General features: G+C 52.5%; 21 protein-coding genes. 10 read left to right on the plus strand and 11 right to left on the minus strand.

Annotated elements, in window-relative coordinates; genetic code table 11:
- Positions 1 to 8: 8 nt before the first annotated feature.
- The 9 genes from L383_RS15975 to pspA form a co-directional block, all read right to left on the minus strand.
- Positions 9 to 1,061 (minus strand): zinc-dependent alcohol dehydrogenase, encoded by a 1,053-nt coding sequence (locus tag L383_RS15975; protein WP_023330534.1) that lies wholly within the window; start codon positions 1,059 to 1,061, stop codon positions 9 to 11.
- A 29-nt stretch (positions 1,062 to 1,090) separates the two neighbouring features.
- Entirely contained in the window at positions 1,091 to 1,933 is an 843-nt protein-coding gene (locus tag L383_RS15970) for a carbohydrate ABC transporter permease (RefSeq protein ID WP_014884056.1), read from the minus strand.
- Positions 1,920 to 2,801, minus strand: a complete 882-nt coding sequence (locus tag L383_RS15965) for a carbohydrate ABC transporter permease (protein ID WP_014884057.1) — start codon at positions 2,799 to 2,801, stop codon at positions 1,920 to 1,922. Before L383_RS15965 ends, L383_RS15970 begins: the two co-directional genes overlap by 14 nt.
- Positions 2,802 to 2,823: 22 nt before the next feature.
- Positions 2,824 to 4,116, minus strand: a complete 1,293-nt coding sequence (locus L383_RS15960; RefSeq protein WP_023330535.1) for an ABC transporter substrate-binding protein — start codon at positions 4,114 to 4,116, stop codon at positions 2,824 to 2,826.
- Positions 4,117 to 4,130: 14 nt separating this feature from the next.
- The gene (locus L383_RS15955; protein WP_023330536.1) at positions 4,131 to 5,828 is read right to left on the minus strand and encodes a sugar phosphorylase; all 1,698 of its coding nucleotides are present in this window, start codon (positions 5,826 to 5,828) and stop codon (positions 4,131 to 4,133) included.
- A 195-nt stretch (positions 5,829 to 6,023) separates the two neighbouring features.
- Positions 6,024 to 6,248, minus strand: coding sequence for a phage shock protein PspD (gene pspD, locus L383_RS15950; RefSeq protein ID WP_014884060.1), 225 nt, complete (start codon positions 6,246 to 6,248; stop codon positions 6,024 to 6,026).
- A gap of 12 nt (positions 6,249 to 6,260) precedes the next feature.
- Positions 6,261 to 6,620, minus strand: a complete 360-nt coding sequence (pspC, locus tag L383_RS15945) for an envelope stress response membrane protein PspC (RefSeq protein WP_014884061.1) — start codon at positions 6,618 to 6,620, stop codon at positions 6,261 to 6,263.
- On the minus strand, positions 6,620 to 6,844 hold the full coding sequence (gene pspB / locus L383_RS15940) for an envelope stress response membrane protein PspB (RefSeq protein WP_014884062.1): 225 nt from the start codon (positions 6,842 to 6,844) through the stop codon (positions 6,620 to 6,622). The genes pspC and pspB overlap by 1 nt, the downstream gene beginning before the upstream one ends.
- A gap of 53 nt (positions 6,845 to 6,897) precedes the next feature.
- On the minus strand, positions 6,898 to 7,566 hold the full coding sequence (gene pspA / locus L383_RS15935; protein ID WP_032628997.1) for a phage shock protein PspA: 669 nt from the start codon (positions 7,564 to 7,566) through the stop codon (positions 6,898 to 6,900).
- A 167-nt stretch (positions 7,567 to 7,733) separates the two neighbouring features.
- Here pspA and pspF point away from each other — a divergent pair, with 167 nt between their 5' ends.
- From pspF to L383_RS15900, 7 genes are all read left to right on the plus strand, one after another.
- Positions 7,734 to 8,711: a phage shock protein operon transcriptional activator gene (gene pspF / locus L383_RS15930; protein ID WP_023330538.1), complete on the plus strand. Its 978-nt coding sequence runs from the start codon at positions 7,734 to 7,736 to the stop codon at positions 8,709 to 8,711.
- An 88-nt stretch (positions 8,712 to 8,799) separates the two neighbouring features.
- Complete coding sequence (gene sapA / locus L383_RS15925; RefSeq protein ID WP_014884065.1) at positions 8,800 to 10,440, plus strand: ABC transporter substrate-binding protein SapA; 1,641 nt, start codon at positions 8,800 to 8,802, stop codon at positions 10,438 to 10,440.
- On the plus strand, positions 10,437 to 11,402 hold the full coding sequence (gene sapB / locus L383_RS15920; protein WP_014884066.1) for a putrescine export ABC transporter permease SapB: 966 nt from the start codon (positions 10,437 to 10,439) through the stop codon (positions 11,400 to 11,402). The genes sapA and sapB overlap by 4 nt, the downstream gene beginning before the upstream one ends.
- Positions 11,389 to 12,279: a putrescine export ABC transporter permease SapC gene (sapC, locus tag L383_RS15915; RefSeq protein WP_014884067.1), complete on the plus strand. Its 891-nt coding sequence runs from the start codon at positions 11,389 to 11,391 to the stop codon at positions 12,277 to 12,279. Before sapB ends, sapC begins: the two co-directional genes overlap by 14 nt.
- Entirely contained in the window at positions 12,279 to 13,271 is a 993-nt protein-coding gene (gene sapD, locus L383_RS15910) for a putrescine export ABC transporter ATP-binding protein SapD (protein WP_014884068.1), read from the plus strand. The genes sapC and sapD overlap by 1 nt, the downstream gene beginning before the upstream one ends.
- Before the next feature lies 1 nt (position 13,272).
- Entirely contained in the window at positions 13,273 to 14,079 is an 807-nt protein-coding gene (sapF, locus tag L383_RS15905; RefSeq protein ID WP_014884069.1) for a putrescine export ABC transporter ATP-binding protein SapF, read from the plus strand.
- Positions 14,080 to 14,233: 154 nt separating this feature from the next.
- Positions 14,234 to 15,175, plus strand: a complete 942-nt coding sequence (locus L383_RS15900) for an ATP-grasp fold amidoligase family protein (RefSeq protein WP_023330539.1) — start codon at positions 14,234 to 14,236, stop codon at positions 15,173 to 15,175.
- Here L383_RS15900 and L383_RS15895 read toward each other — a convergent pair.
- Together L383_RS15895 and L383_RS15890 are read right to left on the minus strand one after the other, a co-directional pair.
- Complete coding sequence (locus tag L383_RS15895; RefSeq protein ID WP_023330540.1) at positions 15,156 to 16,220, minus strand: ATP-binding protein; 1,065 nt, start codon at positions 16,218 to 16,220, stop codon at positions 15,156 to 15,158. The genes L383_RS15900 and L383_RS15895 overlap by 20 nt on opposite strands.
- A complete protein-coding gene (locus L383_RS15890) occupies positions 16,217 to 16,921 on the minus strand; it encodes a response regulator (RefSeq protein ID WP_023330541.1) in 705 nt (234 codons plus the stop codon). Before L383_RS15890 ends, L383_RS15895 begins: the two co-directional genes overlap by 4 nt.
- 266 nt (positions 16,922 to 17,187) lie before the next feature.
- Between L383_RS15890 and L383_RS15885 the strand changes: the two genes are divergently transcribed.
- The 3 genes from L383_RS15885 (at position 17,188) to L383_RS15875 (ending at position 21,735) form a co-directional block, all read left to right on the plus strand.
- Positions 17,188 to 17,580 (plus strand): colistin resistant protein CrrC, encoded by a 393-nt coding sequence (locus tag L383_RS15885; protein WP_100124566.1) that lies wholly within the window; start codon positions 17,188 to 17,190, stop codon positions 17,578 to 17,580.
- 134 nt (positions 17,581 to 17,714) lie between these two features.
- Entirely contained in the window at positions 17,715 to 18,626 is a 912-nt protein-coding gene (locus L383_RS15880) for an ABC transporter six-transmembrane domain-containing protein (RefSeq protein ID WP_032629001.1), read from the plus strand.
- A 4-nt stretch (positions 18,627 to 18,630) separates the two neighbouring features.
- On the plus strand, positions 18,631 to 21,735 hold the full coding sequence (locus L383_RS15875) for a multidrug efflux RND transporter permease subunit (protein ID WP_023330543.1): 3,105 nt from the start codon (positions 18,631 to 18,633) through the stop codon (positions 21,733 to 21,735).
- Positions 21,736 to 21,800 lie beyond the last annotated feature (65 nt).

Genomic DNA, 21,800 nt, shown 5'->3' on the forward strand with positions numbered 1-21,800 from the left:
TCCTTAGCTTAAAAAGTGACGCCCATTTTGATACTGAGTTCCGGATGCCGATCGACATACTTCATGTAGCTTTCCGGGCTGGAGGTGAAGGTCACGACCGGGTCAATCAGATCGTCACAGTTGAGATAACCGTTCATCAGCAATTCCCAGCAGGTCTCCTCGATACGCTTGCGGCTCCAGCGCGGGTAGTCCGGGTTGGGTTCGCTGCAGGCGCGGGAGAAAACAATCTTCGCGTTATTGAAGTGTGCTTCGCGACCGAGGTTGAAACCCGCGGCAAATGGTTTAGCGAACGCAACGTAGGAGATGGTGCCGCCGTAGGCAAGTCCACGCAGCGCAGACTGCAGTGCATCCGCAAAACCGCTGGTCTCGATGATCACGTCCGCGCCCTGCTTGCCGGTCAGCTTTTTAATTTCCAGACCCACATCGGTACCGATTGGGTTCAGACAGTGATCTGCGCCATGACGACGAGCGATCTCACAGCGGTGCTCGATAGGATCGACACCGATGACCACTGACGCACCGGCTTTTTTTGCCAGCTGAATGGCAATCTGTCCGATGGCGCCCAGACCGACCACCACCACAAAGTCACCTACACGGACATTGGCATCACGCACGCCGCTCATGGCGAACTGCGCCGGATCGTAGCAAACAGCGTTTTTCCAGGATGCGCCCTGCGGCATTTTGCGCAGCTTGTAGTTGTTAACCGCATTGACAATGACCGTCTCCTGCAGTGGACCATAGCAACAGACGCTGTCGCCTGGCTGGTATTCCGTTACTTCAGCACCACATTCAATAATGTCGCCGACGATCATGTTCCCCAGCTGGAATTTACCGAATTCGATACCGCGCGCAGCGCCCTCTTCACGCGGCGTAAACATCTGCCACTCCGCGTTGAACTCTTCATCAATAAACGGGCTTGCTGCACGGAAATCCACAACTTCGGTACCGTGTTTTGGTGCACCAAAACGGGCACGAATTTTCACTTCATGTGCTTCCACAGCACGATCTTCATATTCCACGAGCGCCGCCACGCGAGGCGCTGTCGCAACTAACTTTTTCATAACTTGCTCCTGATAAAAAATTGGCCGCCTCAGCCCTTAACGCCACCGGCGGTCAAACCACTTTTAATAAAACGTTCAGAAAGTGCGTACATGATGACCACCGGAAGCGCCGTCACCAGCGATGCCGCCATCATGCGACCCCAGATATAATCTGGTGTGCTAAAGAGCGTGTTCAGCCCGACCGGCAGCGTAAAGTTGCTGGCGCTGGACAGGAAAATGGAGGCAAACAGGTAGTCGTTCCATGCCACCATGAAGCAGTAAACAAACACCGACACGAGACCGGAAATCGCCAGCGGCACGGTAATGCGGAAGATGATTTGCAGGCGGTTCAGGCCATCCATCATTGCGGCCTCTTCTATTTCGTCCGGGATGGTGTCGAAATAGCTGCGCAGCATGAATACCGCCGTAGGTAATGTCTGGGTCACCATGGTGATGATCAGCGCCAGTTCCGTGTCATAAATACCGAGCGCGGTGATGATCTTGAACAGCGGCACCACCAGCAAAATCCCGGAGAACATATAGACGGTGTAGAAGCTCGCATTGATCGTCGTGCGTCCTTTAAAGCGCAGTTTGGACAAGGCGTAAGCCCCCAGCGTGCCAAGGAACACCGCAATCACCGACGAGGTCAGCGATACCACCATGCTGTTGCGGAAGTAATCCACAAACGGGAAGATCAGCGGGTTAAAGATGTCGACATAATGCTGAAGCGTCCACGCCTGCGGCAAAATGGTCGGGTGCAGCGATATAGCCTCTTTCGCGCTCTTAAACGACGTCATCAGCATCACGAAGAACGGGAACAGCGTGATGATCAGAAATACCGCCAGCCCCAGATAAAAACCAATACGGCTAAGTACGCGTTTATTTGTTGCCATTGAGGTTTACCCTTTTTCTGGTCAGCAGAATCACAGCGAAGATGATCACAAACAGCACCACAGAAATCGCTGCTGCTTTACCCAAGTCGTTGAATGCGAATGCAGTTTTATAGAGATAGACGCCTAAAATATCGACCTTCGTGGTCAGCAGGTAGACATCCGCAAACATGTAAAACATCCAGATGGTTCGCAGCGTCACCACCGTAGCCAGCACTGGCATGATGGCGGGCAACGTCACGATACGAAAACGCTGCCAGGCGTTAGCCCCGTCCATCTCTGCGGCTTCGTACAACGATTTGTCGATGGTCTGCAAAATCGCCAGGAATGAAATGAAGGCGTACGGGAAGTAGCGCCAGATGGCGAACAGCACGACCAACACAAAGCTACTGCCGGGGTTGTCGAACCACAGCGGTGCCTGGTCATAAAGATGCAGCAGATCAACGCCCAGATAGTTCACAATGCCGTAGCCGTTGTTGAACATATATTTCCAGGCAAACACCAGGGAAATAGACGGCGTCACGTAGGATAAAATCACCAGTGAACGTGCCGTTTTGCGCATCCGAAATTCGCGATTAAAGAAGATCGCCACGGCCAGCCCCAGCCCGGTGCTGCCCATCACCACCAGCGCCGTGTACCAGAACGTCATCCACAGCGAGTGCCAGAATGCCGCATCACTGAGGATGCGAATATAATTGTCCAGCCCAACAAACACAGCGCTAATGCGCGGGTTAAGCGGCAGTCGTAAGAAACTGATTTCAATATTGGAAATCATTGGCCAGGCCACCAGGCCCCCCAGCAAAATCAGGCTGGGGGCCAACAGCAGCATGGCGAAAGGCATATCTGATCGACCAGAAAACAACGTCTTCATAATTTCCTTCCGCAAAGCGCTCCTATCGTTGTGAAATCAGGTCAGCCAGTCGCTTCTGGCTATTGCTGAGCGTGGCGCTGAGATCTTGTTTACCCACCGTGACGTTATGCACCATGGAACTGATAATGCCGGACCCGGTGACATCGCCCATGCGAGTGAAGTTTTTGTCGCCCACAGCGCCAAACACCTGCACATTCGGGAACTGAGCAATCAGCTCGTAAGGCAGTTTCCCAAACGCTTTAATCACATCGTTGTTTTTCCAGGTATCCGTACCCACCACCAGCTTGTTCACCGGCAACGCCGCACCAGGCGACATCATGACCCAGTCGGTTGCGTTTTGAGCCTGCTCCATCCACGTCACAAACTTTTCAGCCGCCTGCGTTTCACCTTCAGATTGCCCCGTGGTGATCGTCAGCGATGTGATCATGCCGTAGACTGCAGAGGTCTTTTCGGTAGGGACCACGAAGCCAAGATTGGCAGGGTTTCCATCATGGAATACCGCAGGCAGGATGTAGGTGGAATAAACCGCCATCGGTGCGGAACCGTTCATGAAGGCATCTTTGATCTCCATGACGTCGTTCGAGCCCGGCATGGTGGTCGCGGCCAGCGCTTTATAAAAAGAGAGCGCTTTCGCCATCTCAGGGGTATCGATTTCGACGTTCCCGTTGGCATCAAAAACGTTCGCGCCGCCGGAAAGTGCAAACTGGGAGAATGCCTGCTCGGTCATGACGCTTTCCGCGGTAGGCAGCGCAATGCCGTAATGTTTTTTGGCCGGGTCGTTAAGTTTCTCACTGGCCTTCAGCAGTTGTTCCCAGTTGTGGGGCTCTTCAATACCCGCTGCAGCCAGCACATCTTTGTGGTACCAGACGCCGGACAGCCAGGCACTCATTGGCACGCCCGTCCAGGCGCTACCGTCTTCGGTACGGACTACGCGCAGGATCCCGTCATAGAAGGTGTTTTCGCCTACCGCTTTAATGGCTTCGCCAATCGCCTTGCGATCCAGCAGCTGTTCCTTATCCATGACTTTCGCGTAATCATGGCTGACTTCAATCACCTCCGGCAGCGCCCCGGTTCTCGCGAGCGTAATCACCTTGGTGTTGTAGGCGTCTTCTTCCACCGGCACCTGTTTCACCGTGATGCCAGGGTTCTCTTTTTCAAATTTCTCGATCAGTTTCGTAATAACCGCCTGACGCTCCTGCTCTACTGAAGAGTGCATAAACTCAATGGTCACAGCAGATGCTTTATCATCCTTACAGCCTGATAACAGGGCGCACGAAACCAGTGCTGATAACAGCACAATTTTGGGCATTTTCATTTAAGGGTCCTTTTTTAGTTTTCTTTAATCCACATAACCTGCCATGGATTGAGGGTCAGTTCCGTACCGTCAATAGCCTGTCCTGATAGCAATTCCACACCGGAAAGCACTTTCTCGTAAACGGTATGAACATTATGACTAAAATTAAATAGCGCGGTAATTTTTTCACCATTATCAGCCACGCGAACAATTTTAAGAATCTGTTCATCAAGTGATTCAAACATTGCCTGAGCATCAGGATGAAATGCGCGTTCCCCACGACGAATAGCAATAAACTCGCTTAAACGGGAATAGATTTTATGGCGAATGCTTTGTTTATTATTGAGCTCAAGGTCAACCTGACCGGCGGTGTATTTCTTGCGGTTTATCGCGCGGTTATAGCCGAGGCGTTCAACGCCTTCATAATCGTTACGCGAGCCAAGAATGCTTTGAATATATACGGCAGGTACGCCCGGGAAACTCAGCAGTACAGCATGCGCCAGAATAAACCGCGCAATACGTTCATCATCCGGGCTGTCTTGCGAGCTTAATGCGTCCAGATAGGTCACATTGATTTCGTAAGGACTGCGCGTTCCGTCAGGATTATTTTTCCAGTTAACCAGCGCCCCTTCCTGCTGAAGTTTTTCAACCAGTGACAGTATTTCTGACTCCGGGAGAATGCCGCGTAACGGGTTCAGGCCGATACCGTCATGAGACGCCAGGAAGTTGAACCAGGTCGTTTTTGTTGAAGGCAGCGCCAGCGACCCCGCCCACTGGCAAAGCGCTTTTACATCCTGACGATGAACAGCATGCAGCACCAGCGGTGGCAAGGAGAACTGATAGACCATCTGGGCTTCATTTTCACCATCACCGAAGTACGAGATATTGTCTTTATGCGGGACGTTTGTCTCGGTAATGATCACCGTGCCGGGTGCCACAGCGTCGGTAATCGCACGGAAAAGCTGGATAAGGCAGTGTGTCTGCTCAAGATGGATGCAGCTGGTTCCTGGAATCTTCCACATAAACCCAACGGCGTCGAGGCGAATGTAACGCGCCCCTTCCGCCAGGTAATGGAGCAGTACGTCAACCATCGCAATCAGTACCTGAGGCGAGGCGAAGTTGAGATCGATCTGGTCATCACTGAACGTGGTCCAAAGATGACGCACGCTTCCATCATGCAGCTTAAATGGCGTCAGCAGCGGTAATGCACGAGGCCGCGTCACGGCAGATAAATCAGTTTCAGGATCGACAGAAATAAAGAAATCGTCAAAGCCCGGCTTCTGCGCAAGATAATTAGCAAACCATTCACTTTTTGCTGACATATGGTTGCACACGAAGTCAAACATTAAGCTGGCAGACTGTTTTAATTCAGCAACATCCTGCCAGCTTCCGGTTTCAGGCGCGACGCTGTGGTAATCAATAACGGAAAATCCGTCATCAGAGGACCACGGATAAAAAGGTAAAAGATGGACATGGGAAAACGTGCGGGCAAGCCATTCATTATAAAAGCGGGTAAACACCGGCAACGCTTTCTCCCCTTTCGCGGAGAACTGATCGGCGTAAGTAATCAGGACAACATCTTTTTCATCCCAGCCTGATTTGCGCTTTTCTGTAATATCAATAGCGGCTTGCTCAAGCTTTGATAATAACACATCTAAATGTGCGTCAGAAAATGATTCACCGTAGATATGATTGATAAGTTTTTTAATTTTTGCGTTCACTTTATTTTCCATGGTAGCGGTCCCACGAAGGGCAATCTACTCCCATGAAAAATATCTGTCAACGAAGCGGGAGGCTGAAAAACGCAATTCCAAAGCGGCTCTGCTCAGTATTGTGAGCTGCCGCAAAGAAAGCACATTAAAGGGAGGGAAATGTTTGAGACGGCGCCAGCCCTTCTCTGGGAAAGTAGGGGCTGACGCGCGTGTGAATTAGCGGGATAAGTAACGGCGCGATAGCCGTTTTGCCACTTTTTGCAGCATTGGTTCGAGCGCTACGGCCAGCAACATTCTGACCGGCTTACGGGCAACAGATTTGATCGCCCAACCCGCCACACCTGCCGGGCCGTAACGTAATGCCGTCATCAGAACCAGCTTACCTGCGATTTTCAGGCCGGGTTTTACCTTATGACCGGCCTGTTGCCAGTTTTGCTTCATATAAATTCTCTCTTAAAGCTGACGAAAACGACTTCTCAGCGTAAAGGTATCCGACGTGACATAACGTTCCATTTCACGTAACCGCTTCTCCCCTGCGGCCAGTTGCTCGTCAACCGCGTTCAGAAGATCGTTACTGGTTGGCGCACTTTCTGCGGCCAGTTCTCCGTCGGGCATGGGATCAAGGACAAATGACAGAACGATGTATGCCACGAACGTGATAAACGCCAGACCGAAGAAAATAGACAGTACCGTCACCACACGAACCAGTTTTACCGGAACGTCAAGATAATGTGCCAGCCCGGCACAAACGCCGCGCACCATGCCCTGCTGTGGGATTCGCCACAACTTTTTGTTCAGATTCAGTCCGGTCATTAACGATCCCTCCAGTTTGGATGTTCTGCATCCAGGATCGCTTCCAGCGCCTGAATGCGGTCACGCATCTTATTTGCCTGTTCGGTAAGCTGCGCAAGACGTTGCTGTTCACTCTGGGAAAGATCGCCTTGTGAAGAACGGTTGCTGTAGTGCAGCCATAGCCAAATCGGCAAAACAAACAGCACGAAAATCGTCAGGGGAATGGCCAGAAAAAGCGCGCTCATGTGTACTCCTTGTCTTAGGATGCATAGCGGCACGCTCAGGTGCCGCAACAGTATTATTGGTTATCTTGCTTCATTTTGGCTTTCAATGCCGCCAGCTGCTCGCTGATTTCATCGTCCGCTTTCAGGTCGGCAAACTGTTGATCCAGTGACTTTTGCTTCCCGATGCTGTGGCTTTCTGCTTCCGCTTCCATCTGATCGATGCGACGCTCAAAAGACTCAAATCGCGCCATGGCCTCATCCAGCTTGCCGCTGTCCAGCTGACGGCGTACATCGAGGGAAGAGCTGGCCGCCTGATGACGCAGCGACAGCGCCTGCTGACGTGCGCGGGTTTCGCTCAGTTTATTTTCGAGCTCACCAATCTCTTTTTTCATGCGGGTGAGCGTGTCATCCACCAGCGTCACTTCATGCTCAAGCGTCGCGACCATGTCCGTCAGCTTCTGTTTTTCAATCAGCGCCGCACGAGCCAGATCTTCTTTATCTTTACGCAGGGCGAGTTCCGCTTTTTCCTGCCATTCATTGAGCTGGGCGGTGGCCTGCTCAATCCGGCGCGTTAACTGTTTTTTCTCAGCAAGCGCGCGAGCAGAGGTAGAACGCACTTCAACCAGCGTGTCTTCCATCTCCTGAATCATCAGACGCACCAGCTTTTGCGGGTCTTCCGCCTTTTCCAGCAGTGAGTTGATGTTGGCGTTCACGATGTCGGCAAAACGAGAAAAAATACCCATAATAAAAATCCTCTTATTTCTGTGGTCGGGCAATGCCCTGCTGTTGAGATAATACAATTCCCGTGCCATTTTTTTATCCTATTGATTTTGCTTGATGTGTTTGATTTATACGCAATGAAGAACTATGCTGACCTGGTGAATATCGCTAAGGAGTGGTTAATTTCATCATGGCTGGATACAAAGACAATTTACTCGGGGAAGCAAACAGTTTTCTGGAGGTGCTGGAACAGGTGTCTCGTCTTGCACCGCTCAACAAGCCGGTGCTGATTATCGGCGAGCGCGGCACGGGTAAGGAACTGATTGCCAACCGCCTGCACTATTTATCCGGACGCTGGGACGGCCCCTTTATCTCGTTAAACTGCGCGGCGCTGAATGAAAACCTGCTCGATACCGAACTGTTCGGCCACGAAGCAGGCGCCTTTACCGGCGCCCAGAAGCGCCATCCGGGACGGTTTGAACGCGCCGACGGCGGTACGCTGTTTCTTGATGAACTCGCCACCGCTCCCATGCTGGTGCAGGAAAAACTGCTGCGCGTCATTGAGTATGGCGAACTGGAGCGCGTTGGCGGTAGCCAGCCGCTGCAGGTTAACGTGCGTCTGGTGTGCGCCACCAATGCCAATCTGCCGGAGAGGGTCGCGGAGGAGAAATTCAGGGCCGATCTGCTTGACCGCCTGGCCTTTGACGTTGTTCAGCTTCCTCCCCTGCGCGAGCGAAGAAGTGACATTATGCTGCTCGCAGACCAGTTTGCGATTCAGATGTGCCGCGAGCTCGGCCTGCCTCTGTTCCCCGGCTTCAGCGATTATGCAAAGGAGACGCTACTGGCCTATCACTGGCCGGGAAATATTCGCGAACTGAAAAACGTCGTGGAGCGCTCTGTCTACCGCCACGGCAGCAGCGAGGCGGAACTGGATAACATCATTATCGATCCTTTTCAGCGTCATGCGCCGCCGGTCACCGCCCCCTCATCGTCTGACCACGCCCCCGCCCTCCCTCTTGATTTACGTCAGTTCCAGCACGACCAGGAACAACAATTGCTGGAGCAAAGCCTGAAGACGGCGAAATATAACCAGAAACGGGCGGCTGAACTCCTGGGTCTGACCTACCATCAGTTACGGGCATTGCTCAAAAAGCATCAAATGCGCTGACAATATCGGCACTTACCCGCAGACATTTTTACGAAGCAGGCGTAAGTGCGATACACTTTGCAGATCGAACCTAAAAACCTTAAAAATTATGCGTCTGGTTTTATCGTCCTTTTTTGCACTCGGTCTGTTCAGCAGCATGGCTTTTGCCGCGCCGGGGCAGACTTCGCAGCCTGACATCCGTGACAGTGGTTTCGTCTATTGCGTGAGCGGCCAGGTGGATACCTTCAACCCGCAAAAAGCGGGCAGCGGCCTGATTGTCGATACGCTTGCCGCGCAATTGTATGACCGTCTGCTTGATGTCGACCCGTACACCTACCGTCTGGTCCCTGAGCTTGCGGAAAGCTGGGAAGTGCTGGACAACGGTGCAACCTACCGCTTCCACCTGCGCAATGATGTCGCGTTTCAGCGCACGCCGTGGTTTACCCCCACGCGCAAGCTGAATGCGGACGATGTGGTCTTTACCTTCCAGCGGATCTTTAATCGCAATCATCCGTGGCATAACGTCAATGGAGATCATTTCCCTTACTTCGACAGTCTGCAGTTTGCCGACACGGTTAAGAGCGTGCGTAAGCTGGATAACCGAACGGTTGAATTTACGCTAACGCGCCCGGATGCCTCCTTCCTCTGGCATCTGGCGACCCACTATGCGTCCGTCATGTCTGCTGAATATGCGTCGCAGCTTGCGAAAAAAGATCGCCAGGAGTTGCTCGATCGCCAGCCGGTGGGCACCGGTCCGTTCCAGCTGGCGGAATACCGCGCGGGGCAATATATACGCCTGCAGCGTCATGAACATTTCTGGCGCGGCACGCCGCTGATGCCGCAGGTGGTGGTTGACCTCGGCTCTGGCGGAACGGGACGTCTCTCAAAACTGCTCACCGGGGAATGTGACGTGCTCGCCTGGCCTGCCGCCAGCCAGCTCACGATTTTGCGCGACGATCCGCGTCTGCGTCTGACGCTACGCCCGGGAATGAACATCGCTTATCTGGCCTTTAACACGGATAAGCCGCCGTTGAACAACCCTGCCGTCCGTCATGCCCTGGCGCTGGCGATTAACAACCAGCGTCTGATGCAGTCGATCTACTACGGCACGGCGGAAACCGCGGCCTCTATTTTACCGCGCGCCTCGTGGGCCTACGACGGTGAAGCTAAAATTACGGAATACAATCCGGCAAAAGCACGCGAACAACTGAAAGCGCTGGGCGCGGAAAACCTCACCCTCCAGCTTTGGGTGCCGACCAGTTCCCAGGCGTGGAACCCGAGCCCGCTGAAAACGGCCGAACTGTTGCAGGCAGATATGGCACAGGTGGGCGTCAAGGTGATCATCGTGCCGGTTGAAGGCCGTTTCCAGGAGGCGCGCCTGATGGATATGAATCACGATCTCACGCTGACCGGCTGGGCTACCGACAGTAACGACCCGGACAGTTTTTTCCGGCCGCTGCTGAGCTGTGCGGCGATCAACTCGCAGACCAACTACGCTCACTGGTGTAACCGGGAGTTTGACGCCGTGCTGCAAAAAGCGCTCTCTTCCCAACAGTTGGCCTCACGCATCGATGCTTATGATGAAGCGCAGAAAATCCTCGCCGAGGAGTTGCCCGTGCTGCCGCTGGCCTCTTCCCTGCGTCTCCAGGCCTATCGCTATGATATTAAAGGTCTGGTGCTGAGTCCGTTCGGCAATGCCTCGTTCGCGGGCGTCTCGCGCGAAAAAGAACAAGAGGTGAAAAAACCATGATTATTTTTACCTTGCGCCGACTCCTGCTGCTGCTGGTGACGCTCTTTCTGCTGACCTTTGTCGGTTTCAGCCTGAGCTATTTTACGCCGCACGCCCCGCTTCAGGGCTCATCGTTGTGGGATGCCTGGCTGTTCTGGTTTAACGGTCTGCTGCACTGGGATTTCGGGGTGTCCAGCATCAACGGGCAGCTTATCTCCGACCAGTTGAAAGAGGTTTTTCCGGCCACGATGGAGCTGTGCATTCTGGCCTTCGGTTTTGCCCTGATGGTGGGGATCCCCGTGGGTATGCTGGCCGGGATCTATCGCAACAAATGGCAGGATAAGTTCATCAGCGCCCTCGCCCTGTTAGGCTTCTCCATCCCGGTATTCTGGCTGGCGCTGCTGTTAACGCTCTTCTTCTCGCTGACGATGGGCTGGCTACCGGTCTCGGGCCGCTTCGACCTGCTCTATACGGTGAAATCGGTGACGGGTTTTGCCATTATTGACGCCTGGCTGTCCGATTCAGTGTGGCGTCATGAGATGATCGTCAGCGCCGTGCGCCATATGGTGTTGCCGGTGCTGACGCTGGCGGTTGCTCCGACCACCGAAGTGATCCGCCTGATGCGCCTGAGCACCATCGAGGTGTTTGACCAGAACTATGTCAAAGCCGCCGCAACGCGGGGTTTGTCACGCCTGACCATCCTGCGCCGCAACGTTCTCCATAACGCCCTGCCGCCGGTGATTCCGCGTCTGGGGCTGCAGTTCTCCACCATGCTCACTCTGGCGATGATCACCGAGATGGTCTTTAGCTGGCCAGGGCTGGGACGATGGATGATCAACGCGATTCGCCAGCAGGACTACGCCGCGATTTCCGCGGGTGTGATGGTGATTGGTTCGCTGGTGATTATTGTTAACGTGTTGTCCGATATTTTGGGTGCGATGGCTAACCCGTTGAAGCATAAGGAATGGTATGCCTTACGATAACGTATACAGTGAAAAGCGCACACCCGGTGCGCTGCGTACCGTGTGGCGTAAGTTCTATGGTGACACCACGGCGATGATCGGCCTTTATGGCTGCGCCGGGCTGGTATTACTCTGCCTCTTTGGCTCGTGGTTTGCCCCGTATGGCATTGACCAGCAGTTCCTCGGCTATCAGCTTCTGCCGCCTTCCTGGTCACGCTACGGCGAAGTCTCTTTCTTCCTCGGCACTGACGACCTCGGACGTGACGTATTGAGCCGCCTGTTAAGCGGCGCTGCCCCGACGGTGGGTGGCGCATTTGTGGTCACGCTTGCGGCGACAGTCTGTGGACTGGCGCTCGGTATTTTTGCGGGATCCACGCATGGCCTGCGTTCGGCGGTACTGAACCACATTCTGGACACCCTGCTGTCGATTCCGTCTCTGCTGCTGGCGATCATTGTGGTTGCTTTTGCCGGACCGCATCTGTCGCATGCGATGTTTGCCGTCTGGCTGGCAATCCTGCCCCGCATCGTGCGTTCGGTTTACAGCATGGTGCATGACGAGCTGGAAAAAGAGTATGTCGTCGCCGCCCGTCTGGACGGCGCGACCACCTTCAACATCCTGTGGTTTGCCGTTCTGCCGAATATCGCCGCCGGGCTGGTCACTGAAATCACCCGTGCGCTGTCGATGGCGATTCTCGATATTGCTGCGCTCGGCTTCCTCGACCTTGGCGCCCAGTTGCCGTCACCTGAATGGGGCGCAATGCTCGGTGACGCGCTGGAGTTAATCTACGTGGCGCCGTGGACAGTTATGCTGCCGGGGGCGGCGATTATGGTGAGCGTGTTGCTGATCAACCTGCTGGGCGACGGTATTCGCCGTGCAATTAACGCGGGGGTGCAATAATGCCACTTCTTGATATCCGCAACCTCACCATCGAATTCAAAACCGGTGAAGGCTGGGTTAAGGCCGTCGACCGCATCAGTATCACGCTTGCTGAGGGTGAAATTCGCGGGCTGGTGGGTGAATCTGGCTCAGGAAAAAGCCTGATCGCCAAAGCTATCTGCGGCGTGGCGAAAGACAACTGGCGCGTGACCGCCGATCGTATGCGCTTCGACGACATTGACCTGCTGCGCCTCTCCCCGCGCGAGCGGCGTAAGCTGGTTGGTCACAACGTCTCGATGATCTTCCAGGAGCCGCAATCCTGTCTCGATCCGTCCGAGCGCGTGGGTAAACAGCTCATGCAGAACATCCCCGGCTGGACCTATAAAGGCCGCTGGTGGCAGCGTTTCGGCTGGCGTAAACGTCGCGCCATCGAACTGTTGCACCGCGTCGGGATCAAAGATCATAAAGACGCGATGCGCAGCTTCCCGTATGAGCTTACCGACGGTGAATGTCAGAAAGTGATGATTGCTATCGCGCTGGCTAATCAGCCGCGCTTGCTGATTGCGGATGAACCCACCAACGCGATGGAGCCAACCACCCAGGCGCAAATTTTCCGCCTGCTGTCACGTCTGAACCAGAACAACAACACCACCATTTTGCTGATCAGCCATGACCTGCAGATGTTAAGCAAATGGGCGGACAAAATTGATGTGATGTACTGCGGGCAAACGGTCGAAACCGCCCCCAGCGAAGACCTGATCAACGCTCCGCATCATCCGTATACGCAGGCGCTTATCCGGGCTATTCCTGATTTTGGCAGTGCCATGCCGCACAAGAGTCGCCTGAATACCTTGCCAGGGGCGATTCCGCTGCTGGAATCCTTGCCGATAGGCTGCCGTCTTGGGCCTCGTTGCCCGTATGCTCAGCGTAAATGTATTGAGACACCACGCCTGACCGGCGCCAAAAATCATCTTTACGCCTGTCATTTCCCGCTGAACATGGAGAGAGAGTGAAATGGTCGAAACCTTACTGGAAGTCCGCAACCTGAGTAAGACCTTTCGCTATCGTACGGGGCTGTTTCATCGTCAGACTGTCGAGGCGGTAAAGCCGCTAAGTTTTACCCTGCGTGAAAAACAGACGCTGGCGATTATTGGCGAAAACGGTTCCGGGAAATCGACGCTGGCGAAGATGCTTGCTGGCATGGTAGAGCCTACCGCTGGAGAAGTGTTGATTGACGATCATCCTCTGGCGTTTGGGGATTACTCTTTCCGCAGCCAGCGTATCCGCATGATCTTCCAGGATCCGTCAACCTCGCTCAATCCTCGCCAGCGTATTTCGCAGATTCTGGATTTTCCTCTGCGTTTGAACACCGAGCTGGAGCCCGAGGCGCGACGAAAGCGCGTCTTTGAAACCCTGCGCATGGTGGGACTGTTACCGGATCACGAAAGCTACTATCCGCATATGCTGGCCCCCGGCCAAAAACAGCGCCTGGGTCTGGCGCGCGCATTGATTTTGCGCCCGAAGGTAATCATTGCCGACGAAGCGCTTGCCTCGCTGGATATGTCGATGCGTTCGCAACTGATTAACCTGATGCTGGAGTTGCAGGAAAAACAAGGTATCTCCTATATCTACGTTACCCAACATCTCGGAATGATGAAGCACATCAGCGACCAGGTGATGGTGATGCACCAGGGGGAAGTTGTCGAACGTGGCAGCACGGCGGATGTCATGGCCTCTCCGCTTCATGAGCTGACGAAACGACTGATTGCCGGTCATTTCGGTGAAGCGCTGACCGCCGATGCGTGGAGAAAGGACCGCTAAGCACAACGGTAACCCCCCCGCTAAATCAAGGATTAAATAACCTGCGTACGTTATTTAATCCTTTTAATTTTCGTCTCCATCCTTGCTCCATATTTTTCGCAATATCCATCAACAGTTCTTCTCCAGAATATCAGGACATTACGGAGGAGAAAAAATGATCACCGCCACTTATGTTCTAAAATACACAGAGTATCTCATCAGAAAATGTCGTTCATTTTTAATGACGGACCTGCACTTCCATACTGTGAGGCTCAGGAGAACAACCGGGAAAACCCCTGACATTAAATCACCCTCGACGTTGAGTGAAAAAATATGCCATCGTCTGGTCTATGACCATAATAACGTCTATACAATGCTTGCCGATAAACTCGCCGTTCGGGAATACGTTTCTTCCAGAACTACGCGCGTGAAAACGGTGCCATTACTTGGTGTTTATACCAGGGCGTCGCAAATTGATTTTTCAGTACTTCCTGACAAATTCGTCCTTAAGTGCAACCATGACAGTGGTAGCACAATAATATGTACCGACAAAGCGCACTTTAATGACAGGGAAGCCTGTAAAAAACTGAGCCTCGCGTTAAAGAAAAATCTGTACTACACCACACGCGAATGGCAGTACAAAAACATTACGCCGAGTATACTTTGCGAGCCATTTGTCGATCTCTTCGACGATGCTGACAGGAATACAACGCCCGAAATGTTGAGGATCCATTGCTTTCATGGCGTTGCCCACTATGTTGAAGCGGATTTTACGGATGATAACGGGAAAGGGTTTATCAACGTTTATGACAGGCACTGGAACTTACAACCTTTCCAGATGGAATATCCGAATACTTCAGCAGATCCTGGCGAACCGCTTTTATTCCGAGAAGCATTGTTGGCCTCCCAGGAGCTGGCGCAGGGAATTGATTACTGCCGCGTTGATCTTATGCTAAAAAAAGATGAAATCTATTTCAGTGAAATAACCCTAAGCCCGAGACGCGGTAAACTGACGATTACCCCACAGGAATGGGATGCTAAGCTAGGACAAATATGGCATTTATCGCCAGCAAGCACATTTAATCTGCCGCTGAAACTCACGGGTCGGGCCAGGTGAGTTTAAATATTGAGTGGTTTTGCTTTGATAAGGTATAAGTGACATCGCCACCATGGGCCAGCATGATGGCTTTTACCACCGATAAGCCTAAACCACACCCTTCGGGATTCAATGCCCTGGCGCCATTATCCCGCTGAAAAGGCTGAAATAAAAAATCGTGGAAGGCCTCAGGGATGCCCGGTCCGCCATCCTGAATAAGAATATAATTGCCTTTATCAGACACGCCATTTTTGACAATGAGCGTCCGCGAGGTTGAATAGTGTAATGCGTTGTCAAACAGAACGGCCAGACACTGGTTGATACGCAACGGATCGAACACACAACGCTGCTCCCTCAACGCTGTCTTTATCGTAAACTGATTACGTTTAAATTCGGGCATGAACGTATCAAGCGCGTCCTGTATTGTCCCGTTGAGATCCGTTCTGGATTTAGACAACGTATAACCCGCCCCACCGTCAGAGCTGACAACCCGTAGATCTTCAATCAGGCGGGTTAACCCTTCGGTCTGCCTGAGAAGATTATTAAAAAGCACCGGATCCGGTTCAAAAACGCCGTCTACCAGACCCTGAAGTCGTCCGCGTAAAATCGTGACCGGGGTTCTGAGTTCATGGGCAATGGCGGCATTCCAGGATTTACGCTGCATATCCAGCGTCTGCAGTTTTTCCGCCATTTCATTGAAATCCATGACCAGGTGATTGATCTCTCCCAGCCTGGAACTGGCACAATAAGCCCGGGCATCCAGTTGGCCCTGCGAAATTTTTTTCAGGCTGGACGCGACCGCGTTTAGCGGGGTGAGTATCCGCGAGGAAAGTTTGATCGTTAAAAAAACCGCGAATATCAGACTGATTGTTGTTGCTGTCCCGATCCACACCCAGTCCCACAGGGTCATCTGCTCGTCTTCCCCCGCCGCAGCGCCGCCGGGGAGGTGATCCAGAATAAAGGAGTAAAAAAACCAGGAACCCAGTATTGAAATGGCAATGATCGTAAACGTCAGCAACATCATGTACGTTAAGATCTGACGACTCAGGACAGACTCTCTGTTCATTTTTTTTCTCCAAGCCGGTAACCCATGCCCCTGATGCTCTCAGGGACGCCGTAAAGCCCCGCGAGCTCAAGTTTTTTACGCAGCTTGCTCATATGGCTATCTACTGTTCTGTCGAGGGTATCACCTTCCGGAAGACATGCGTTGAGTAACTCTTCGCGGGAGCAGACCTTTCGCGGATATCTGACCAGATACTTAAGAAGCTTAAATTCCGTCGTCGTTAACACCGGGGAGATCACCTCAGGTCCCACGGTAACCTCAACGTAGAAATCATCCGGATAGACCGTAATAAAAGGCGTCCTGAGAGGCGCGGCCCCCGCCTGCTGAATAGCGGGTTTGGTTCTGCGCAGCACCGCTTCAACCCGCGCGACAACTTCAGAAGGGTTAAAAGGCTTGATAACGTAATCATCCGCGCCAAGCCTCAGCCCCATGAGTTTATCTACATCCTGATCGAGGGCAGAAACCATAATGACGGGCACGGAACTTTCCTGACGAAGCGTCGTGAGGACGCTCCAGCCGTCGCATACGGGCAGATGAATGTCCAGCAAGATGAGATCCGGTTTATGAAGGCGATTAAGCGCTATCGCCTGCTCGCCCTGTCTGGCCCTCAGCGTTTTCATCCCTGAACGCTCTAAGTAACTCATCAGTATTTCAGCAATGTCGTCTTCATCTTCAACAACAAGGATTAGAGTATTTTTGTTCATTTTATCTCCGCGGGTGAAATCCCTTTGAGCACGCTATCAGATATCTTTAGCACAATAAGACACAGCCTCCGGGAAAAAGTGCCGTAGCCATGAAAATTTCCAGCACTAATTTAAATGTCCGGCCATGCCTCCACACAGCCTACACATTCAGTCAATAAAGACTCGACAATGCCTGGCCAGAATAGCTATTCGGGCAGAACCCTTCTTTCATAGAACGGTGAGAATTAACCCTGTCTCTTTAAGGCTTTATGAATCTGGCTGAGATAATGAACATGGAATTTTCGAAATATTTCTCTACTAAGAAAATCGGTATATATACGCTGTTCCTGCTGCTGTCGTGGGGATTACTTTATACCTGGCTGGTGTTGATGCATAAAATGGATGAAAAAGTTGCCGCGACGCTGCCCTCCTCTCCCATTATTTATGGTTGCATCGCTTTGTCGGTTGTCTCTCTGATAATACAAAACAAAGCAGGTGCATTCACTGAATTACTTGTCATCGCCTTCTGGCTAATGGTGATTTTTATATATCTCATAATTACGTTCACTGTGCTGCTGAACGCTACGCCAGATTTCGACGATTTGGTGTTTTACTACGAGTGTTATTTAATTCTTTTTTTCTGCGGTTCGCCGTTGTACCTCATTATGAGAATGATTTGAACAACCGCACGGTTGCGCTCCACACTCTCTCCATAAAACTGCCATTTCCGCTAAACAGGCGAGTTGTAGACTTCCTGCCAACCCTTATTGCTCAAAATACACTCACTTAAAGAGTCTGAAACCTGTTACCCAGAATGAATAACCTTAATAACAATCGTCGTTCTCCAGATACAGCTGGCGTTATGTACTCACTTAAAAAACTCGCGGTACGTCACCGGAAAAAACTGGTTGTGACTTTTTTCCTTGTCGTGGCTGAAAACGTGATGTTTTTACTGTATCCCGTTCTGGCAGGCATCGCGATTAATGCCATTCTTGCGGGTAAGACACTTAACGCCGCACTGTACGGACTGATGGTGCTCTGTATGTGGATCATAGGTGCGACAAGACGGAGTGTTGATACACGAACGTTTGCTCGTATTTATGCCGGGCTTGCGGTCTCCGTTGTGCTTTCACAGCGGAAATACCAGCTTAACCATTCGGCTATCGCCGCCAGGGTCACACTCTCGCGCGAGTATGTGGATTTCTTTGAAATGCACTTGCCCCTGCTTATTACCTCGCTGAGTTCTCTCTTTGGTGCGGCAATCATGCTGTTATTTATCGAATTCTGGGCCGGCATCATGTGCTGTGCAATCGTCATCATTCTGATGGGATTTGTCTCGGAATATGCCCGTAAAAATGAATGGTTATTCATGCGCCTGAATAATCGTCTTGAGAAAGAAGTTGATTATGTTCATAAGGCAGGCACCGCCACCCTTCACCGCCATTACGTCACGCTTGCACGTTTACGCATTGCGTTATCGGACCGGGAGGCGTGGGGCTATTTATGGGTGGGTATACTCGTTGCCCTGCTTTTTACACTGACCATTATCTGGATGACGCAATCGGCTGGCATCACCGCCGGACATATTTATTCCGTGATGACATACATGTGGATGTTCGCGACAAGTCTCGATGACGCCCCGCAGCTTCTTGAGAAATTTTCTCAGCTCAGGGATATCGGTAAACGCGTATCAGCCGATGACGAAATTCACGTATCTGGACGTTAATTTAATGCCTCATTTTTTTATTGAACGCCCCGTATTCGCCTGGGTAGTGGCGCTTTTTATTGTCCTGACGGGTGTCCTGTCTATACCCCGGTTGCCGGTTGCGCAGTATCCGGCGGTGGCACCGCCGGGGATCATTATTTCTGTCACTTATCCGGGGGCCAGCCCCGATATCATGAATACGTCCGTGGTGTCGCTCATCGAGCGTGAAATATCGGGCGTGGATAATTTGCTCTATTTCGAATCATCCAGCGACACAACCGGTTCTGCATCTATTACCGTGACCTTTAAGCCCGGCACAGACATTAAGCTGGCACAGATGGATCTTCAGAACCAGATCAAGATTGTAGAGCCACGTTTGCCGCAGGCGGTCAGGCAAAATGGCATCAACGTCGAGGCGGCCAATTCCGGATTTTTAATGATGGTGGGGTTGAAGTCCACAACCGGCAAATTTGAAGAGGCGGATTTAAGCGATTATTTTGCCCGCAACGTCAGCGACGAACTACGCCGTGTGCCGGGAGTCGGAAAAGTCCAGCTGTTTGGTGGCGAAAAAGCGCTGCGCATCTGGCTGGATCCCATGCAGCTGCACAGTTACGGGCTTTCGGTGAGCGATGTTCTTACCGCTGTAGGTCAGCAAAATGCCCTTGTTTCGCCGGGGAAGACGGGAGACGAACCGGCAACTGCAGGACAAGGCGTAACCTATCCCATCACAGTGAAAGGGCAACTCACTTCTGTAGAGGCTTTCAGAAACATTACCCTTAAAGCAGATGCGTCTGGCGCAAGGCTGAAACTGTCCGACGTTGCGCGGATTGAGTCTGGCCTGCAAAGTTACGCTTTCGGTATCCGCGAAAATGGGGTGCCGGCAACGGCTGCGGCAATCCAGTTGTCGCCAGGCGCCAATGCGATGAGCACGGCGTCAGGCGTACGTGCACGTATCGACGAACTTTCTCAGGTGTTGCCGGAAGGAATGGGGTTTACGGTTCCCTTCGATACCGCACCGTTTGTAAAGCTGTCCATCATAAAGGTAGTGCAAACATTTGTGGAAGCGATGGTCCTTGTCTTCCTCGTTATGTTGCTGTTTTTGCAAAAAATACGTTGTACGCTTATCCCCGCGATTGTGGCCCCCGTCGCGCTACTGGGCACCTTCACAGTGATGCTATTGAGTGGATACTCGATCAATATTCTGACCATGTTCGGCATGGTGCTGGCGATAGGGATTATCGTGGATGACGCCATTGTGGTCGTGGAGAACGTTGAACGGCTGATGGAAGAAAAAAACCTTTCTCCGCGCGACGCTACCCGGGAGGCCATGGCCGAAATCACCCCGGCAATTATCGGGATCACGCTGGTACTTACCGCTGTCTTTATACCCATGGGTTTTGCTGAAGGGTCCGTAGGCATTATTTATCGACAATTTTGTATTTCCATGGCGGTATCCATACTGTTGTCGGCATTTCTTGCCCTCACGCTGACTCCCGCGCTTTGTGCGACGTTGCTTAAGCCCCACAGCGCGCAAAAACACGGTGGCGGCAGGTTCGCGGTAGGCTTTAACGCCCGTTTTCATACCCTGACGACATGGTACGAATCCGGCCTGGGCGCGGTTCTGAAACGAACCGGCCGAATGCTGCTTCTGTATGTTGCGCTTTGTGCTGCGCTATTTTTTGGATTGTCTTCGCTGCCCTCATCCTTTCTGCCGGACGAAGATCAGGGCTATTTTATGTCCTCTATTCAGCTTCCCTCTGATGCCACAATGCAGCGCACCCTGAAAGTAGTAAAAACATTTGAACAGGAAATTGCGACCCGACCGGATATTGAAAGCAACATTATGATCCTGGGTTTTGGGTTTTCAGGATCAGGACCGAATTCGGCCATGGCGTTCACCACGCTGAAGGACTGGAAAGAAAGGCACGGCTCTACAGCCGAGGATGAAGCCGACCATATGCAGGCCAGTATGGCAAACGTCTCTGATGCCGTAACGATGAGCCTGCTCCCGCCTGCCATTTCGGATATGGGCACCTCGTCGGGCTTCACCTGGTACGTGCAGGACAGAGCGGGACTGGGCTACGAGGCGTTAAAGCAGGCGGCCGATGCGCTGGTGCTGAAAGCGAATCAACGCCCTGAACTGAGTGGCGTGTATATCGACGGCCTGCCGGAAGGCACTAGCCTGGCGCTTCAGATTGACCGGGAAAAAGCGGAAGCTCTGGGCGTCTCATTTGATGAAATCAACCAGACGCTCTCCGTCACCATAGGTTCAAACTACGTTAATGACTACACGAACAATGGGCGTGTTCAGCAGGTGATTATCCAGGCCGATGCGCCTTACCGAATGCAACCTGAGCAGATCCTGAAATTATCCGTTAAAAACCACCAGGGGCAGAGGGTGCCAGTGTCAACGTTTGCGACGCTCTCCTGGAACGTTGCACCGCAGCAACTAACGCGTTATCAGGGGTATTCTGCTATCCGCATTACCGGCAGTGCGGCCACAGGTGAATCCAGCGGTACCGCAATGAAAGTTATGGAGAATTTGTCCAGGGATTTACCTCAGGGCTTGGCGGGAGAATGGGCCGGGAGCTCATTGCAGGAAATAAAATCCCAGTCGCAGCTCCCGGGTCTGATCGTCCTGTCGATTCTGGTGGTGTTTATGGTGCTCGCTGCCCTGTATGAGAGCTGGTCAATACCTTTTGCCGTCATGCTGGTGGTGCCATTGGGACTGATCGGTGCAGTCATGGCCGTGTCTGTTGCCGGCATGACGAATGATGTTTTCTTCAAGGTCGGCCTTATCACCCTGATAGGCCTGTCTGCCAAGAACGCCATATTGATTGTGGAGTTTGCCAGACAATTGCATCGTGAAGGGAACCCTCTGGTGGCGGCAACGATACAGGCCGCAAGCCAGCGCCTGCGCCCTATTCTGATGACATCGTTAGCCTTTACGTTGGGAGTGGTTCCCTTAATGCTGGCCAGTGGCGCAAGTGACAGCACACAACACGCCATCGGCACCGGTGTCTTTGGCGGCATGATTAGCGGTACGCTTCTCGCGATCTTCTTCGTCCCGGTTTTCTTTATTGTCATCGCGCGTTTCATAGAAAGCGCCAGGAAAGGGTCACTATCGTGAGGGATCGCGCATCCACGCTGGTTGGATGAGGCGAAGCTGCTGCCGGGTGATATACTGGACGAATG

Origin of the sequence: Enterobacter sp. MGH 37, from assembly GCF_000534515.1 — a bacterium.
In the GTDB taxonomy this organism is placed as follows: domain Bacteria; phylum Pseudomonadota; class Gammaproteobacteria; order Enterobacterales; family Enterobacteriaceae; genus Enterobacter; species Enterobacter kobei.

Bases quoted from the DNA above. Each gene is read 5' to 3' on its own strand.
- L383_RS15975 (WP_023330534.1), bottom strand. From the start codon at position 1,061: ATGAAAAAGTTAGTTGCGACAGCGCCTCGCGTGGCGGCGCTCGTGGAA.
- L383_RS15970 (WP_014884056.1), bottom strand. From the start codon at position 1,933: ATGGCAACAAATAAACGCGTACTTAGCCGTATTGGTTTTTATCTGGGG.
- L383_RS15965 (WP_014884057.1), bottom strand. From the start codon at position 2,801: ATGAAGACGTTGTTTTCTGGTCGATCAGATATGCCTTTCGCCATGCTG.
- L383_RS15960 (WP_023330535.1), bottom strand. From the start codon at position 4,116: ATGAAAATGCCCAAAATTGTGCTGTTATCAGCACTGGTTTCGTGCGCC.
- L383_RS15955 (WP_023330536.1), bottom strand. From the start codon at position 5,828: ATGGAAAATAAAGTGAACGCAAAAATTAAAAAACTTATCAATCATATC.
- pspD (WP_014884060.1), bottom strand. From the start codon at position 6,248: ATGAAGCAAAACTGGCAACAGGCCGGTCATAAGGTAAAACCCGGCCTG.
- pspC (WP_014884061.1), bottom strand. From the start codon at position 6,620: ATGACCGGACTGAATCTGAACAAAAAGTTGTGGCGAATCCCACAGCAG.
- pspB (WP_014884062.1), bottom strand. From the start codon at position 6,844: ATGAGCGCGCTTTTTCTGGCCATTCCCCTGACGATTTTCGTGCTGTTT.
- pspA (WP_032628997.1), bottom strand. From the start codon at position 7,566: ATGGGTATTTTTTCTCGTTTTGCCGACATCGTGAACGCCAACATCAAC.
- pspF (WP_023330538.1), top strand. From the start codon at position 7,734: ATGGCTGGATACAAAGACAATTTACTCGGGGAAGCAAACAGTTTTCTG.
- sapA (WP_014884065.1), top strand. From the start codon at position 8,800: ATGCGTCTGGTTTTATCGTCCTTTTTTGCACTCGGTCTGTTCAGCAGC.
- sapB (WP_014884066.1), top strand. From the start codon at position 10,437: ATGATTATTTTTACCTTGCGCCGACTCCTGCTGCTGCTGGTGACGCTC.
- sapC (WP_014884067.1), top strand. From the start codon at position 11,389: ATGCCTTACGATAACGTATACAGTGAAAAGCGCACACCCGGTGCGCTG.
- sapD (WP_014884068.1), top strand. From the start codon at position 12,279: ATGCCACTTCTTGATATCCGCAACCTCACCATCGAATTCAAAACCGGT.
- sapF (WP_014884069.1), top strand. From the start codon at position 13,273: ATGGTCGAAACCTTACTGGAAGTCCGCAACCTGAGTAAGACCTTTCGC.
- L383_RS15900 (WP_023330539.1), top strand. From the start codon at position 14,234: ATGATCACCGCCACTTATGTTCTAAAATACACAGAGTATCTCATCAGA.
- L383_RS15895 (WP_023330540.1), bottom strand. From the start codon at position 16,220: ATGAACAGAGAGTCTGTCCTGAGTCGTCAGATCTTAACGTACATGATG.
- L383_RS15890 (WP_023330541.1), bottom strand. From the start codon at position 16,921: ATGAACAAAAATACTCTAATCCTTGTTGTTGAAGATGAAGACGACATT.
- L383_RS15885 (WP_100124566.1), top strand. From the start codon at position 17,188: ATGAACATGGAATTTTCGAAATATTTCTCTACTAAGAAAATCGGTATA.
- L383_RS15880 (WP_032629001.1), top strand. From the start codon at position 17,715: ATGAATAACCTTAATAACAATCGTCGTTCTCCAGATACAGCTGGCGTT.
- L383_RS15875 (WP_023330543.1), top strand. From the start codon at position 18,631: ATGCCTCATTTTTTTATTGAACGCCCCGTATTCGCCTGGGTAGTGGCG.